Source organism: Streptomyces maremycinicus (genome assembly GCF_001184025.1).
Taxonomy (GTDB): Bacteria; Actinomycetota; Actinomycetes; order Streptomycetales; family Streptomycetaceae; genus Streptomyces; species Streptomyces maremycinicus.
In genome coordinates this window covers 472,930-486,300 of sequence record NZ_BBYG01000010.1, presented here as the reverse complement: position 1 = coordinate 486,300, position 13,371 = coordinate 472,930, and the positions used below count along the sequence as shown (strand labels likewise).

Annotated in this window: 16 protein-coding genes; 10 read left to right on the top strand and 6 right to left on the bottom strand. The window is 73.6% G+C overall.

Annotated features, from left to right (window positions below):
* The first annotated feature begins 63 nt into the window (after positions 1 to 63).
* Positions 64 to 360, top strand: a complete 297-nt coding sequence (locus tag AOQ37_RS09765; RefSeq protein WP_062643289.1) for a DUF4235 domain-containing protein — start codon at positions 64 to 66, stop codon at positions 358 to 360.
* Between the two features lie 112 nt (positions 361 to 472).
* On the opposite strand, the gene AOQ37_RS09760 is transcribed toward AOQ37_RS09765, so the two are convergent.
* Together AOQ37_RS09760 and AOQ37_RS09755 are read right to left on the bottom strand one after the other, a co-directional pair.
* A complete protein-coding gene (locus AOQ37_RS09760) occupies positions 473 to 865 on the bottom strand; it encodes a VOC family protein (RefSeq protein WP_062643288.1) in 393 nt (130 codons plus the stop codon).
* A 65-nt stretch (positions 866 to 930) separates the two neighbouring features.
* On the bottom strand, positions 931 to 1,395 hold the full coding sequence (locus tag AOQ37_RS09755; RefSeq protein WP_062643285.1) for a pyridoxamine 5'-phosphate oxidase family protein: 465 nt from the start codon (positions 1,393 to 1,395) through the stop codon (positions 931 to 933).
* Between the two features lie 136 nt (positions 1,396 to 1,531).
* Between AOQ37_RS09755 and AOQ37_RS09750 the strand changes: the two genes are divergently transcribed.
* Together AOQ37_RS09750 and AOQ37_RS09745 are read left to right on the top strand one after the other, a co-directional pair.
* Entirely contained in the window at positions 1,532 to 1,894 is a 363-nt protein-coding gene (locus AOQ37_RS09750; RefSeq protein ID WP_062643284.1) for a DUF1304 domain-containing protein, read from the top strand.
* Entirely contained in the window at positions 1,891 to 2,454 is a 564-nt protein-coding gene (locus AOQ37_RS09745; protein ID WP_062643282.1) for a TetR/AcrR family transcriptional regulator, read from the top strand. Before AOQ37_RS09750 ends, AOQ37_RS09745 begins: the two co-directional genes overlap by 4 nt.
* Before the next feature lie 7 nt (positions 2,455 to 2,461).
* Here the strand turns inward: AOQ37_RS09745 and AOQ37_RS09740 are convergent, their stop codons facing one another.
* Together AOQ37_RS09740 and AOQ37_RS09735 are read right to left on the bottom strand one after the other, a co-directional pair.
* Complete coding sequence (locus AOQ37_RS09740) at positions 2,462 to 3,334, bottom strand: hypothetical protein (protein ID WP_062643280.1); 873 nt, start codon at positions 3,332 to 3,334, stop codon at positions 2,462 to 2,464.
* 47 nt (positions 3,335 to 3,381) lie between these two features.
* Positions 3,382 to 4,338, bottom strand: coding sequence for a GlxA family transcriptional regulator (locus tag AOQ37_RS09735; RefSeq protein WP_062643278.1), 957 nt, complete (start codon positions 4,336 to 4,338; stop codon positions 3,382 to 3,384).
* A gap of 71 nt (positions 4,339 to 4,409) precedes the next feature.
* Between AOQ37_RS09735 and AOQ37_RS09730 the strand changes: the two genes are divergently transcribed.
* Both AOQ37_RS09730 and AOQ37_RS09725 read left to right on the top strand, forming a co-directional pair.
* Complete coding sequence (locus AOQ37_RS09730) at positions 4,410 to 5,360, top strand: NADP-dependent oxidoreductase (protein ID WP_062643276.1); 951 nt, start codon at positions 4,410 to 4,412, stop codon at positions 5,358 to 5,360.
* 451 nt (positions 5,361 to 5,811) lie between these two features.
* Positions 5,812 to 6,219, top strand: a complete 408-nt coding sequence (locus AOQ37_RS09725) for an anti-sigma factor antagonist (RefSeq protein WP_078890099.1) — start codon at positions 5,812 to 5,814, stop codon at positions 6,217 to 6,219.
* A 149-nt stretch (positions 6,220 to 6,368) separates the two neighbouring features.
* On the opposite strand, the gene AOQ37_RS09720 is transcribed toward AOQ37_RS09725, so the two are convergent.
* Positions 6,369 to 7,322: a ribose-phosphate diphosphokinase gene (locus AOQ37_RS09720; RefSeq protein ID WP_062643609.1), complete on the bottom strand. Its 954-nt coding sequence runs from the start codon at positions 7,320 to 7,322 to the stop codon at positions 6,369 to 6,371.
* Positions 7,323 to 7,755: 433 nt separating this feature from the next.
* Here AOQ37_RS09720 and AOQ37_RS09715 point away from each other — a divergent pair, with 433 nt between their 5' ends.
* On the top strand, positions 7,756 to 8,436 hold the full coding sequence (locus AOQ37_RS09715) for a DUF4230 domain-containing protein (protein WP_062643271.1): 681 nt from the start codon (positions 7,756 to 7,758) through the stop codon (positions 8,434 to 8,436).
* Positions 8,437 to 8,855: 419 nt separating this feature from the next.
* Entirely contained in the window at positions 8,856 to 9,332 is a 477-nt protein-coding gene (locus AOQ37_RS09710; RefSeq protein ID WP_062643608.1) for a VanZ family protein, read from the top strand.
* A 27-nt stretch (positions 9,333 to 9,359) separates the two neighbouring features.
* On the opposite strand, the gene AOQ37_RS09705 is transcribed toward AOQ37_RS09710, so the two are convergent.
* Positions 9,360 to 9,596: a hypothetical protein gene (locus AOQ37_RS09705; RefSeq protein WP_062643269.1), complete on the bottom strand. Its 237-nt coding sequence runs from the start codon at positions 9,594 to 9,596 to the stop codon at positions 9,360 to 9,362.
* A gap of 96 nt (positions 9,597 to 9,692) precedes the next feature.
* Between AOQ37_RS09705 and AOQ37_RS09700 the strand changes: the two genes are divergently transcribed.
* The 3 genes from AOQ37_RS09700 to AOQ37_RS09690 all read left to right on the top strand — a co-directional run bounded on the left by AOQ37_RS09700 (position 9,693) and on the right by AOQ37_RS09690 (position 12,940).
* Entirely contained in the window at positions 9,693 to 10,733 is a 1,041-nt protein-coding gene (locus AOQ37_RS09700) for a PHP domain-containing protein (RefSeq protein WP_062643267.1), read from the top strand.
* 35 nt (positions 10,734 to 10,768) lie between these two features.
* Positions 10,769 to 11,425: an HAD family hydrolase gene (locus AOQ37_RS09695; protein WP_062643265.1), complete on the top strand. Its 657-nt coding sequence runs from the start codon at positions 10,769 to 10,771 to the stop codon at positions 11,423 to 11,425.
* A gap of 486 nt (positions 11,426 to 11,911) precedes the next feature.
* Positions 11,912 to 12,940 (top strand): SDR family oxidoreductase, encoded by a 1,029-nt coding sequence (locus tag AOQ37_RS09690; protein WP_062643263.1) that lies wholly within the window; start codon positions 11,912 to 11,914, stop codon positions 12,938 to 12,940.
* Positions 12,941 to 13,371: the final 431 nt, after the last annotated feature.

Below are 13,371 nucleotides of genomic sequence, written 5' to 3'. Positions count from 1 at the left end.
ACACAGCACACCGCAGGACAGCACACCCGAAGACAGCACACCGGAAGAAGGAGTGAGACGCACGTGGTCAAGAAGAAGAAGCTCCCCCTCGCGTACAAGCCCGTGGGATTCGTGCTCGGCTGGGCGAGCGGCGCCCTGGCGGGAGTCGCGTTCCGCAAGGCGTGGAAGGCCATCCGGCACGAGGACGACGCCCCGGACGCCCTGGACCGGGATCGCGGCTGGGGCGAGATCCTGCTGGCCGCGGCGGTCCAGGGCGCCATCTTCGCGGCCGTCCGCAGCGCCGCCGACCGCACCGGCGCGAAGGCGATCGAGCGGTCCACGGGCGTGTGGCCGGCCCAGGACAAGGGGGGCCGGGACTGAGCGGCCCGGCCGGGACCGGCCGCGCCCCGCGGCGCCCCGGCGGCGCCCCCCGCGGGCTCCGCCGGGGCGCCGCCGGGCGCGTCCCGCTGGCCGCGGCCCGGTGTCAGCCGTGTCAGCCCTGCTTCGGTGCCGTGGACGGCTCGAGGCGGATGGTGAAGGAGTGGCCTGACGGGTCGGAGTAGCCGCGCTCCTCGTGCGGGCCGGGGGCACCCTTGGTCTCCAGGGGGCGGCCACCCAGGCCGACGACCCTGCGTTCGACCTCGTCGAGGTCGTCGACCAGGAAGTCCAGGTGGGCCTGAAAGGAGTTCTCGGGGCGGGGCCAGCTCGGCGGGGTCGCGTTCACATCGCGCCGGAAGGCCAGCCGGGTCCCGTCGGCGCCCTTGATCTCGATGCGGTTGGCGGACGCGACGATCTCGTCGGCGTCCAGCAGTTCCTTGTAGAACTCGGCGAGCTTCTCGGGCTCGGCACAGTCGAGCACCACGACGCCCGCTTTCACCAATGTCATGTCGTCGTCTCCTCCGCGAGGTCCGGGAGCGGGACTCGCCCCCGGACCTTGCGGATACCCCGGTTTCAGTCGGCCACCAGCCACGCGCCGTCCCGCATCAGCTCCCGCCCCTGGATCTCGTCGGCCGTCCGCCAGGCCTGGATCCGGCCGGGGAGGACGCGGAAGTACAGGTAGGGCGCGGCCAGTTCGCGCGGGTCGAACCCGGTCTTGCCGGCGAAGATCTCGGCGTCCTCCTCCGGCAGTTCGAGCGGCGGCACGGCCACGGCGGTGCCCTCGATCATCACCACGTCCTGGGTCGGACCGACGGCGATCCGGGCGACGCCGGTGGCCAGCAGGTTGCGGCCGGTGGGGCTGGTGGCGGGCGTCGCGAACAGGAGGGTCGCGCCGTCCCAGACGAAGGAGAGCGGGACCAGATACGGGGCCGCACCGCTCTCGGCGGCCGTGGCGACCCACGCGTCGACGTCGTGTTCGAGCCGGTGGAGGGTGTCGAGCTTGCGCTGCTTCGCGGGGCGGGCGGGTGCTGGCGTCATGGTTCCAGTGTGGCCGTCGCCTCCGGTTTCGCGCGGAGGGTCGCGCGCCGGAGGCCGGGAGTCCCCTCCGGCGGCTGGACTTCCTGGACAGGTGTCCCGTTATAGTGGACACCTGTCCAACAAGCTGAGGGGGACCATGGAAATCCTGGCGAACGTGCTGGTCGCGCTGGTGGCCGCGCTGCATCTCTACATCCTGGTGCTGGAGATGTTCCTGTGGCAGAAGAAGCCGGGGCTGTCGTTCCACGGCCTGGACGCCGAGATGGCGCGGCGCACCGCCGCGCTGGCCGCCAACCAGGGTCTCTACAACGGCTTCCTCTCGGCGGGCCTGGTGTGGGGGCTCATCGCGGCCGACCCGACCGGGTTCCGGGCGCAGGTGTTCTTCCTCTCCTGTGTGATCGTGGCCGGCGTGTACGGCGCGGCGACCGCGAACCGGCGGATCCTGGTCGCCCAGGCCCTGCCCGGCGCGCTCGCCCTGGCCGCCGTCCTGATCGCGCGGTGACCCGCGGCGAGCCCGAGGACCCGCGCGCGGCCCGCACCCGGGCGAGGCTGCGTTCCGCACTGCTCGCGGAGTGCGCCGAGCGGCCCCTGGAGGAGGTCGGCGTCGCCGCGCTGGTGCGGCGGGCCGGGGTCGGCCGGGCCACCTTCTACGTGCACTATCCCGACCTGGAGGCGCTCGCGGTCGACGCCTGCGCGGACGTCGTGCGTGAGGCGGTGGAGGCGTTGCACGCCTGGCGGGGGCGGCCCGACCCGGTGCGCGCGCCGGCCGCCCTGCCGGAGTTCTTCGGTTCACTGACCCCGCACGCCGCGCTGTACCGCACGCTGCTGGCGCCGGGCGGCGGCGGACCGCTCGGCCGCGTGCTGCACCGGGATCTGCGGGCCTACAGCCTGCGGGAGCGGGAGCGGGCGGGTGCCGCCGACGCCCCCCTGGTCGCCTCGGCCGTGGCCGCGACCTTCGCGGGAGTGCTGGCGGACTGGCTGCACGGCGATCTCGACGGCACGCCCGGCGAGATCGCCGACCAGGTGTGGCAGTTGCTGGTCGCGTTGCACGCGAGCCGCTGACGGGCGGTCACATGCAGGCCACCGTCTCCTTCGCCAGGGGCCAGGCCTCGACCCCGTCGGAGGTGCGCACGTACGCCGTCGAGGCGTCGTCCGTCAGCCACAGCCGCCGGTCGCCGTGGCGGTACCCGGTGTCGTGGGCGTCGGCGGGCAGGGTGACGTCGCCGTCGTACGGCGAGGTCAGCAGGTCCTCGTCGATCACGCCCTCGGGGTCGCGGACGTACTGCCGGTACTCCGCGCCCCGGCCCGTCCCCAGGAAGTGCGCCGTCTGCCAGTCGCAGTGCTCGGCACCGGGGTAGCTGCTCAGGGTCGTGGTCGCGACCCGCTCCCCGTGCCGGTCGGTCCAGATCTCCGGTGTGCCGGAGTCGGTGACGCTCGCGGGGAGTTCGGCCGGATCGCAGGTGGCGTGGGTCTCGGGACCCCAGCCCGGCCGCCCCTTCTGGTCCCGGGCGACGACGACCGCGATCTTCGTCCGGCCGTCCACGTCGTAGGAGTACAGCACCCGGTCCGTCTCCTCGCGCTCGGCCCGGAAGCCGGAACGCGGTCCGGTCGGCTCGAACAGGTCGAACCAGAGCCGCAGCCCCGCCTCCGGCGTGTCACCGCCGTCGCGCTCGCTCCAGCCGTCCGGTCCGCCGCCCCAGGAGATCTCCCCGTCGCACTCCAGCGCCCGGCCCGCGGCGCCGGAGGCGAGCAGCAGGGCCTGCGGGGTGTCCTCGTCCGTCTCCTCGGTCGCGAGGAGGAGCGGGCCGCTGTACGGGGTCGCCGCGGGGTCGTGGTCGATGACCAGGTCCCCTTCGCCCCCTTCTCCCCCGGCACCGCAACCCACGGCAGCCACCAGTACCGCCGTCACCATGACGAGCCTTCCGCGCACATCAGCCCCCATTCCCCGAAACGATCCTGCCGCTACGACGCCGCAGCGGTCCACAACGTTCAGCGGGCGGGCTGGAAGGTCCTGCGGTACGCCTGGGGGGACACGCCGATGGCCGCGTGCAGGTGCTGGCGCAGCGAGGCGCCGGTGGCGAAGCCGACCCGGCCGGCGATCTGGTCGACGGAGAGGTCGCTGGCCTCCAGCAGGTGCCGGGCGTGCACCACGCGCTGCTGGATCAGCCAGCGGCCGGGGCTGATGCCGACCTCTCCCTGGAAGCGGCGGGCGAACGTGCGCGGGCTCATCCGGGCGTGCGCGGCCAGGTCGGCCAGGGCGAGGGGCTCGTCGAGGCGTTCCAGGGCCCAGGCGCGGGTGGCCGCCGTGCTCGCCGGGCCGGCCGGGGGCACGGGCTGTTCGATGTACTGGGCCTGGCCGCCGTCGCGGAACGGCGGGACCACACACCGGCGGGCCACCTTGTTGGCGAGTTCGCTGCCGTGGTCCTTGCGGACGAGGTGCAGGCAGATGTCGACCCCGGAGGCGGCGCCCGCCGAGGTCAGCACGCGGCCGTCGTCGACGAACAGGACGTCCGGGTCGAGGTCGACCCGCGGGTACATCCGGCGGAACGCCTCGGCGACCTGCCAGTGGGTGGTGGCCCGGCGGCCGTAGAGGAGTCCGGCGGCGGCGAGGACGAACGCGGCCGTGCAGATGGAGACGATGCGCGCGTCGGGACGGATCAGGGCGAGCGCCCCGGCGACCCCGTCCGGCAGCTCGGCGGTGAGCCAGGCGGAGGCCACCGGGGCGACGACGACCGTGTCGGCCGTGGCCAGCACCTCGGGGCCGTGCTGCACGCCGATCGTGAAGTCGGCGTTGGTCTGCACCGGCAGACCGTCGACCGAGCAGGTCAGGGTCTCGTAGTGGCCGTCGGCCGCGCCGAGGATCCGGCTGGGCATGCCGAGTTCGAAGGGGTAGACGCCGTCGAGGGCGAGGACGACCACCCGGTGCTTGCGCTGGTGTGCCTGCATGGCACGATCTTATCGAAGCTTGGCAATCTTGCCATTTCCCGGACGCGCCCGGCCCGGCAGGCTGGTTCACCATGAGCACTGTGAACACCATGCGCGTCATCGGCCAGAACGTCCTCGGCGGTCCCGAGGTCCTGAGGGAAACGGAAGTGGAGCGGCCCGCGCCGCGTCCGAACGAGGTACTGGTCCGGGTGCGCGCCGCCGGCGTCAACCCGACCGACTGGAAGCACCGCCAGACGGGCGGGTTCCTGGGCGAGCCGCCGTTCGTCCTGGGCTGGGACCTCTCCGGGACCGTCGAGGCGGTCGGCATCGGCGTGGCGACCTTCGCCCCCGGCGACGAGGTCTTCGGCATGCTGCCGTACCCCTACGGCCACGGCTCGCACGCCGAGTACGCCATCGCCCCGGTCCGCGCCCTGTGGCACAAGCCGGCCGGGATCGACCACGTCCAGGCGGCGGCCCTGCCGCTGGTCTCGCTCACCGCCTGGCAGGCGCTGGTGGAGAACGCCGGCCTCGAGCCCGGGCAGCGGGTACTGATCCACGCGGCCGCGGGCGGCGTGGGCCATGTCGCCGTGCAGATCGCCAAGGCGCGCGGCGCGTATGTGATCGGCACGGCGAGCGCGGGCAAGCACGACTTCCTGCGGGAGCTCGGCGTCGACGAGGTGATCGACTACCGGGAGACCGACGTCACCGAGGCCGTGAAGGACGTCGACGTGGTCCTCGACACGCTGGGCGGGGACACCTCCGTGCGGTCGCTGCGCGTGCTGCGGCCCGGCGGGATCGTGGTGTCGATCCTGCCGGTGGGCTCCGGGGAGTTCTACGAGGAGGCCGGGCGGCTCGGTGTCCGGGCGATGCGGATGCTGGTGGACGCCGACCGGGCGGGGATGCGGACGATCGCCGAGCTGGTCGAGGCCGGGAAGCTGCGCGCCACGATCGCGGGGACGTTCCCGCTGGCCGAGGTCGCCGAGGCGCACACGCTCGGCGACACCGGCCGGACGACCGGGAAGCTCGTCCTGACGGTCGGCTGACGAAGCCTCGGAGGATCGGCGCGGGCTCGCCGGTCCCGCCCTCGGTCATACCCCGTACCGCCTGCTCGACGTCCGCGGACGGACGGGTGCCGATCAGGCGGTGCAGCGGGAGCCGGCCGCCCTCCTCGACCGGCCCGACCAGGGCCTGGAGGGAGGCCCGGATCCCGCTGTCACCGAGGGTGAGCCCGACGGCCCGCCTGCCGACCGGCGGCCCTTCGACGGCGAGGGCGACCTCACCGCCGAAGCGCGGCACGCCCCGTCGTCACACCCGACGCACCCCTTCACGACCCGGCGTACGCCCCTTCGCTCACGGCGAGAAAAAACTCCGGCACTGTCGGTTGCATTTCGAAGACATATGTCAATCGAACATGCTGGAATTCACTCGATCGGGGGTAACTTGCTGGGGCGGGGAACAGCTGTCTGCTCCCCGGCCGTTGGAGGCTCCCGACCGGTGGAGCGGGTTGGAGGCGATGTCGTCGTGCTGGAGGAACCCGCGGCGGACACCCCGCATCTGCGCATCCGCGAGGACCGGGGGTACACGGTGCTGGAGTTCCGCGGCGAGATCGACATCGTCGCCGCCACCGAGATCGCCCCGCACCTCGACGACGCGACGGAGGGCGAGGCGCCCCGGGTCGTGATCGACCTCAGCCGGATCGAGTTCTTCGACTGCTCCGGGCTGCGCCTGCTGTACCGGGCGCGCGGCCGCGTCCTCGGCCGCGGCGGACATCTGCACCTCGTCTGCACCCATCGGCTCACCCTGCGGATCCTGCGGGCCACCGGTCTGTACCGGCTGCTGCCGCCGGCCACGACGCTGGACGCGGCCCTGGAACAGCCCGAGGCCACCTCCGGGACGTTATGACGGCGCTCGAAGCGCACCCGCCCCCACCCCGCTCCCGCCCTCGCCCCCACCCGCTCCCGCCCCCACCCGCTCGCGTCCGTACCCGCTCCCGCCCCCACCCGCTCACGTCCGTACCCGCTCCCGCCCGTCACCGCGCTCCCCGGCCCCGGCTACCGGCCGCGCGCCGCGTCGAACAGGGCGCTGACCGACTCACCGTTGTGAATACGGCGCACCGCTTCCGCGAGGGCCGGCGCGATGGACAGGATCCGCAGCTTGTCCGTGTGCTCCTCGGCGGGCACCGGCACGGTGTTGGTGCACACGATCTCCAGCACGTCGGGCTGCTCGCTCAGCCGCTTCAGCGCCCCGGCCGCGAACAGGCCGTGCGTGCACGCCACCCGTATCGTATGGGGCTCCAACTCCCTGAGCCGGTCGAGCAGTTCCAGGACCGTGCTGCCCTTGGCGATCTCGTCGTCGAGGACGATGACGTCCCGCCCGGCCACCTCGCCGATCACGGCGCTGATACTGACCCGGTCGTCGGCGTAACGCTGCTTGGCGCCGGCCGCCACCTGGGCGCCGATCATCCGGGCGAAGGCGGCGGCCTCCTTGGCGTTGCCCAGGTCGGGCGAGACCACGGTGGTGCGGCTGAGGTCGTAGCGGCGGAAGTGGGCGGCCAGTTCCCGGTGGGCGTGCAGATGGTCGACGGGCATCGAGAAGAAGCCGTGCACCTGGGGCGAGTGCAGGGTCATGGCGAGGACACGGTGGACGCCGGCCGCCGCCATCAGATCCGCCACCAGGCGTCCGCCCAGGGAGATGCGGGGCGCGTCCTTCTTGTCGGAGCGGGCGTAGGAGTAGTGCGGCATGACGACGGTGATCCGGCCCGCCGAGGCGCCGCGGGCCGCGTCGCACATCAGCAGCAGCTCGACGAGGTGCTCCTGCACGGGCCGGACCAGGGGCTGGACCAGGAAGACGTCCCGCTCCCGGCAGTTCGCCTGGAGCTGGACCTCCAGGCAGTCGTTGGCGAACCTGCTGAGGCGGGTGGGGCTCAGGGGCACGCCGAGGTGGGCACAGACCTCGGCGGCCAGCTCGGGATGGGCACTGCCGCTGAACACGGAGATGTCTCGCACGATCGGCTCCTCGCTGATCATGTCCGGCTGGGGCGCGGAGTTCTCATGCTACGGACCGGGTCCGTTTTGCCCACCCTCAGGAGTGCACGGGAGTCCCGCCCGGTCACTCGGAGTCACTCGCAGCCCCTCGGGCCCCCGGGAATCCGCCCGTGTCCGGCCGCCGGGCCCCGGAGGGCCCGAAGCGGCCAACCGGGTGGAGCGGCCACCACCACACCGGCCTGAGCCGGGCGATCGGGACCGCGCGACCGGGACGGCACCGGCCGGGAGGGCGGGGGTGCTCGCCCCGGCACGCCGACGAACGGGCCGACGGGCCGGGCGCGGCCCCGGGGCCCCGGCGGCCCGTCCTGCCGTCCCGCACTGTCACAGGTTGTCAACAGCGCGGTCTGACCGGGAAATTGGCGGGCATCCGGACAGGAGGAAGGAGGGCCGTCGTATGACGACCGACATCAAGCCCGAGAAGCCCGCCACACGCCTCCCCCGGCGCATGCCCGGCTGGGCCAAGGTGCTCACCGCCGTCGTGGTCGTACTCGTCGTGATGTTCGCCGGGATCCGGCTGAGCCTGCTGCCGGGGCTGCGCGACTTCTTCGGCACCGAGACCCACGACCGCTCGGGCCCCGCCCTGCTGGAATCCATCCAGGACATGAGCCGTTACGACGCCGCCTCCGGCAACTTCCAGGTCGTCGTCGACCTGGAGAAGGACGCCAAGTACCTCCCCGACGCGATCCGCGGCACCCGCACCCTGTACGTCGGGGCGGGCACCGTGGACGCCTACGTCGACCTCGGCAAGGTCGGCGACCAGGACGTGACGGTCGACGAGGACCGCACCTCGGCCACCCTCCGGCTGCCGCACGCCCTGCTCGGCAAGCCGGCGCTCGACCCGGACCGCTCCTACGCGGTCTCCAAGCAGCGCGGGCTGTTCGACCGCCTCGGCGACCTCTTCTCGGACAACCCGAGCGGTGAGCAGGCCGTGCAGAAGCTGGCCGTCAAGCACATCGGCGAGGCCGCGAAGGAGAGCGAGCTGATCGCACGCGCCGAGACCAACACCACCGACATGCTCCAGGGACTGCTGCGCTCCCTCGGCTTCACGGAGGTCAAGGTCACGTACCACGCCTGACCTGCCGCCCCCGCCCGTCCCGCCGGGTCTGCGGTGAAGGGGACCGCGGTGAAGGGAACCGCGGTGAGACGGGCCGCATTCCTCGGGCGTTCGGGGGTAACCGCCCTACCACGCAAGGAAGTTGAAGACTGGAGGACCGAATGGCCCGTACAGCCCTACGTCCGCTCGCCGTGTTCCGCCCACGCGCCGGCCGGACCGAGGAGCCGGCCCCGCCCGGGAACGGGGCCGGGAAGTCGGGCCCGAAGCGCGGGTTCCCCTTCGGGCCGCGCGCGAAATCCGGCGCGAAGGCGAGCTCCGCGCCGGAGCCCGATCCGGTGTCCGAGCCGAGGTCGAGGTGGCGGCCCGGGCGTAGGTCGGCCCCGAAGCCCGACGCGACGTCCGGCCCGGCCAAGAAGGCGGCGCGCGCCGAGCGCCGGCCGTTGCCGCTTCCGCTCCGGCTGCTGGCGATGCTGTGCGCCTTCGTGTTCATGGTGGCGTTCGCCGTCGTGCTCGCCCGGCTCACCCTGGAGCCGTCACCCGCCTCCGCGGCGCTGGTGCACTCCAACCTGCATCCGGGCGACTCCCTGCGCGCCTACCTCGACCAGCCCGAACTCCGCGACGCGGTGAAGCAGATCGGCGGCAACATCCTGCTCGGCGTGCCCTTCGGCGTCCTGGTGCCGGTGGTCGCGCCCCGGGCCCGCGGGGTGCTGCGCGTGCTGCTGCTGACCGCGACCGTCATGCTGATGGTGGAGTTCGCCCAGGGCGCGGTGGTCACCGGACGCGCCTTCGACATCGACGACGTCATCCTCAACACCACGGGCGCCCTGATCGGTTACCTGCTCATCGGCCGCCGGATGAGCCGTGCGGTGCACGCACGGGAACGGCACCTGCGGCGGGCCGCCCGGGAGAGGGCCTGACCGTCGGCGGGGCGGGGACCGCCGTCGTCAGCGCGGCCTCCAGGTGTACCGGTCCCCGCCCACCCAGCGCACCACGTCGGGGTCGTCGAGGTCGTGCACGGTGATGCCGAACGAGGCGGCGATCTCGAGGACGTCGGTCACGTCCCTCGCCTCGCCGACCACCTCGGAGTCGATTTCCACGATGCGGAACGGCGCGGGGCCCGGCTGCACCCCGAGCACCATGATCCGCGGGTGGGAGATACGAAGGCTCGCGATTTCGCTCATGACATAGAGGGTAGAGCGGAACCTGTCGTGACGAATGGTCCGATTTCCTGGTGCGATCCGCGCACGGGTGGGGAACTCTGGAGCCAGGAGGTGGCGATGGAGCCCGTCGAAGCCCTGGACCGGATCGCCTTCCTGCTGGAGCGGTCGCTGGCGCCGACCTACCGGGTGAAGGCCTTCCGCACGGCGGCCCGGGTGCTGGCCCGCCTGCCGGAGGCGGAGGTCCGCGAGCGCGCCGGGGCCGGGACCCTGGAGTCACTGAAGGGCGTGGGTCCGAAGACCGCCCAGGTGGCACGCGAGGCGCTCGCAGGGGAGACGCCGTCCTACCTGACCGAGCTGGAGGGCGAGGCGGGCAAGCCACTCACGGACGGCGCCGGCGAACGGTTGCGGGAGCTGGTCCGCGGGGACTGCCATCTGCACTCCGACTGGTCGGACGGCGGCAGCCCCATCGAGGAGATGGGCCGTGCGGCGGCCGCGCTCGGCCATGAGTGGGCCGTGCTGACCGACCACTCACCGCGTCTCACGGTGGCCCGCGGGCTCTCGCCCGAGCGGCTGCGCCGGCAGCTCGACGTGGTCGAGGAGCTCAACGCGACCTGGGCGCCGTTCCGGCTGCTGACCGGCATCGAGTGCGACATCCTCGACGACGGCTCGCTGGACCAGGAGCCGGAGCTGCTGGAGCGGCTGGACGTGGTGGTCGTGTCCGTGCACTCCAAGCTGCGCATGGAGTCCCGCGCCATGACCCGCCGCATGGTGAACGCCGTGCGCGACCCGCACGCCGACATCCTCGGCCACTGCACCGGGCGGCTGGTGACCGGCCGGGGACGGCCGGAGTCGGAGTTCGACGCGGACGCGGTGTTCGCCGCGTGCGCCGAGTCCGGTACGGCCGTCGAGATCAACAGCCGGCCCGAGCGGCTCGATCCGCCACGCCGGCTGCTGGGCCGGGCCGTGGCGGCCGGCGTGCTGTTCTCGGTCGACACCGACGCGCACGCGCCCGGCCAGCTGGACTGGCAGATCCTGGGCTGCGCGCGGGCCGAGGAGTGCGAGGTGCCGGCGGAACGGATCGTGACCACCTGGCCGATGGCGGACCTGCTGGCCTGGACGCGGGAGGGACGGGTACCGGCGGGCGTGGCGGGTGCCTGAGGTGGCACCCGGAGATCTCGAGCGAAAGGACCCCGATGACACGCGCTGCCGTGTTCGACGTCGACGGCACCCTGGTCGACACCAACCACCTCCATGTCACCACCTGGTGGGAGGCCTTCCGGCAGGCGGGCCACCGGGTCCCGATGCACGCCGTGCACCGGGCGGTCGGGCTGGGGTCCGGCGATCTCGTCGCCCACCTGCTCGGCGACGACCGCGACAAGGACCAGGACGCCGGGATCAGCGCCGCCCACAAGGCCCTCTACGGGCAGTACTTCGACCGGCTCCCGACGCTTCGGGACGCGGGTCCGCTGCTGCGCAGGCTGCACGACGACGGCTGGACGGTCGTGCTCGCCACCTCCGCGAGCGGGGAGGAGCTGTCCGCCCTGCGCCGTGCCATCGACGCCGACGACGTCATCGCCGCGACCGCGAGCTCGGACGACGTCGAGGAGGGCAAGCCCGCTCCGGAACCCGTGGAGCACGCCCTGGAGCTGGTCGGGGCGCCCGCCGAGCGAGCGGTGTTCGTCGGCGACACCGTGTGGGACATGCGGGCCGGCCGCCGCGCCGGGGTGCGCTGCGTGGGCGTCCTGTGCGGTGGCATCCCCCGCGCCGACCTGCTGGAGGCGGGGGCGGAAGCGGTGTACGCCGATCCCGCCGAGCTCCTGGCGTCGCTGTCGGACAGCCCGCTGGCCTGAGGGACGCCGTCGCGCGTGACCTCGCGGAGGGCGGCACCCGGAAGGGGTGACACACGTCACCGCTCGTGGCCGCCGGCCCGGGAACACGCCCAGGAGGTTCGCCGTTGAACCATTCGTGGGTGCGGACGGGACAGTGTCCCCGGGCCTCACCTTTTGCCCACAGGGACGATCGTCCGGCTGAAGCCCTGTGGAGCCTTTCGCCGAGAGGCGACCGCCGTCCGCGCCCACACCTTCAGACCGCCCCGACCGTGATTCCCCCGTCCGGTCGGGGCTTTCCCCTGTCCGCGACGCCCCTGCCCGGCGGCCGGGCCGCTCGACCCGGAGCACTCGGCTTCGCCCAGGGCCCTGTCGGCCGGCCTGACCGGCGGGAACGCCCTCGCGCGGCGACTTCCCGGCCCAGGGCGGCGGGTCGGGGACGTCCCGCGTGCGCCGGGCGGGGCCGGGTACTCGGCGGGTCCCTGCGAGGACCGGCGAGAGGAGCCGACGGTGAGCAGCGCAACGGGCAGCAACGTGGTCGTCACGGGCGCCACCGGCAATGTCGGCACGAGCGTGGTGCGGCTGCTGTCGGAGGACCCGGACGTCGCCTCGGTACGCGGCCTGGCCCGGCGGATCCCGGACCTGTCGCCGCGCAAGACCGAGTGGACGGCCGTCGACCTTGCCTCGGAGCAGGCCGGTCTCGCTGCGGCCTTCGCCGGCGCGGACGCGGTCATCCATCTGGCCTGGGCGTTCCAGCCCACCCACGATCCGGCGGCGACCTGGCGGACGAACGTCCTGGGCAGCATCCGGGTCTTCGAGGCGGTGGCCGCCGCGCAGGTGCCCGTCCTGGTGCACGCGTCCTCGGTGGGCGCGTACTCGCCGGGGCCGAAGGAGCACGCGGTGGACGAGTCCTGGCCGACGCACGGCTGGCCGGACGCCGCCTACTGCCGGGAGAAGGCCTACCTGGAGCGCACCCTGGACACCTTCGAGCGCGACCATCCCCGGACCCGGGTCGTGCGGATGCGGCCGGCGTTCCTGTTCAAGCGGGAATCGGCGAGCGAGCAGCGGCGCATCTTCGGCGGCCGGTTCCTGCCCGGCCCGGTCGCCCGCCCCGAGCGGCTGCCCTTCCTGCCGGACGTCCGGGGTCTGCGCGTGCAGGCGCTGCACACCGACGACGCCGCCGTGGCGTACCGGCTGGCGCTGCGTACCGAGGTGCGCGGCCCCTTCAACCTGGCCGCCGAGCCGGCTCTCGACGCGGAACTGCTGGGCAAGATGTTCGGCGCGCGCCCGGTGCGCCTGCCCCGGACGGCGGCCCGTTCGGCGATCGCCGCGGCCTGGGGCCTGCGCCTGCTCCCGGCCTCGCCGCACCTCTTCGACGCCGTGCTCAGGCTCCCCCTGATGGACTGCACGCGGGCCCGGGTCGAGCTGGGCTGGCATCCGCAGCACACGGCGCCGGAGGTGCTGGAGGAGTTCCTGCTGGGCCTGCGGGCCGGCGAGGGCGAGGCCACGGAGCCGATGCGGGGGCGCAAGGTGGGCTGAGCACATGGCGCCCGCGCCCGCCCGACCGGGCCGCCCACCGTGGCCGGGAAGGCCGGTGGGCCCGACCGTCGGCCGTCGGGCGGCCGTCAGCCGTCGGGCGCCGGGCCGGTCAGGCCGTTCCGCCGGGCCGCCCGCCTTCGACGGGGTGTCGCCGCCCCTGTCGCCGTTGCCGCTCGCGTCGCGGGACCACGGTGTACTTCAGGTCCCGGGCCGAGGCGATCCCGGCCGTGAACACCCCGAAGCGGGTGCAGGCGGGGCCGGCCAGGAGAGGGCCGCAAGTGACGGCGGCGCCGCGTACAGCCCGCAGGTGACGGCGGCGCCGCGTCGGCGGGCGCGGCCAGGGCGGCGGCACGGCGCGCGGGCGTGTTCTCGTGGGCCGGGCGACCACCAGGGCCATACCCGAGGCCGTGACCGTGGCCGACACCGCGAAC

Coding starts and splice junctions, on each gene's coding strand:
- AOQ37_RS09705 (WP_062643269.1), bottom strand. CDS start 9,596: ATGAGCGAAATCGCGAGCCTTCGTATCTCCCACCCGCGGATCATGGTG.
- AOQ37_RS09740 (WP_062643280.1), bottom strand. CDS start 3,334: ATGGGGGCTGATGTGCGCGGAAGGCTCGTCATGGTGACGGCGGTACTG.
- AOQ37_RS09735 (WP_062643278.1), bottom strand. CDS start 4,338: ATGCAGGCACACCAGCGCAAGCACCGGGTGGTCGTCCTCGCCCTCGAC.
- AOQ37_RS09715 (WP_062643271.1), top strand. CDS start 7,756: ATGACGACCGACATCAAGCCCGAGAAGCCCGCCACACGCCTCCCCCGG.
- AOQ37_RS09700 (WP_062643267.1), top strand. CDS start 9,693: ATGGAGCCCGTCGAAGCCCTGGACCGGATCGCCTTCCTGCTGGAGCGG.
- AOQ37_RS09750 (WP_062643284.1), top strand. CDS start 1,532: ATGGAAATCCTGGCGAACGTGCTGGTCGCGCTGGTGGCCGCGCTGCAT.
- AOQ37_RS09730 (WP_062643276.1), top strand. CDS start 4,410: ATGAGCACTGTGAACACCATGCGCGTCATCGGCCAGAACGTCCTCGGC.
- AOQ37_RS09755 (WP_062643285.1), bottom strand. CDS start 1,395: ATGACGCCAGCACCCGCCCGCCCCGCGAAGCAGCGCAAGCTCGACACC.
- AOQ37_RS09695 (WP_062643265.1), top strand. CDS start 10,769: ATGACACGCGCTGCCGTGTTCGACGTCGACGGCACCCTGGTCGACACC.
- AOQ37_RS09760 (WP_062643288.1), bottom strand. CDS start 865: ATGACATTGGTGAAAGCGGGCGTCGTGGTGCTCGACTGTGCCGAGCCC.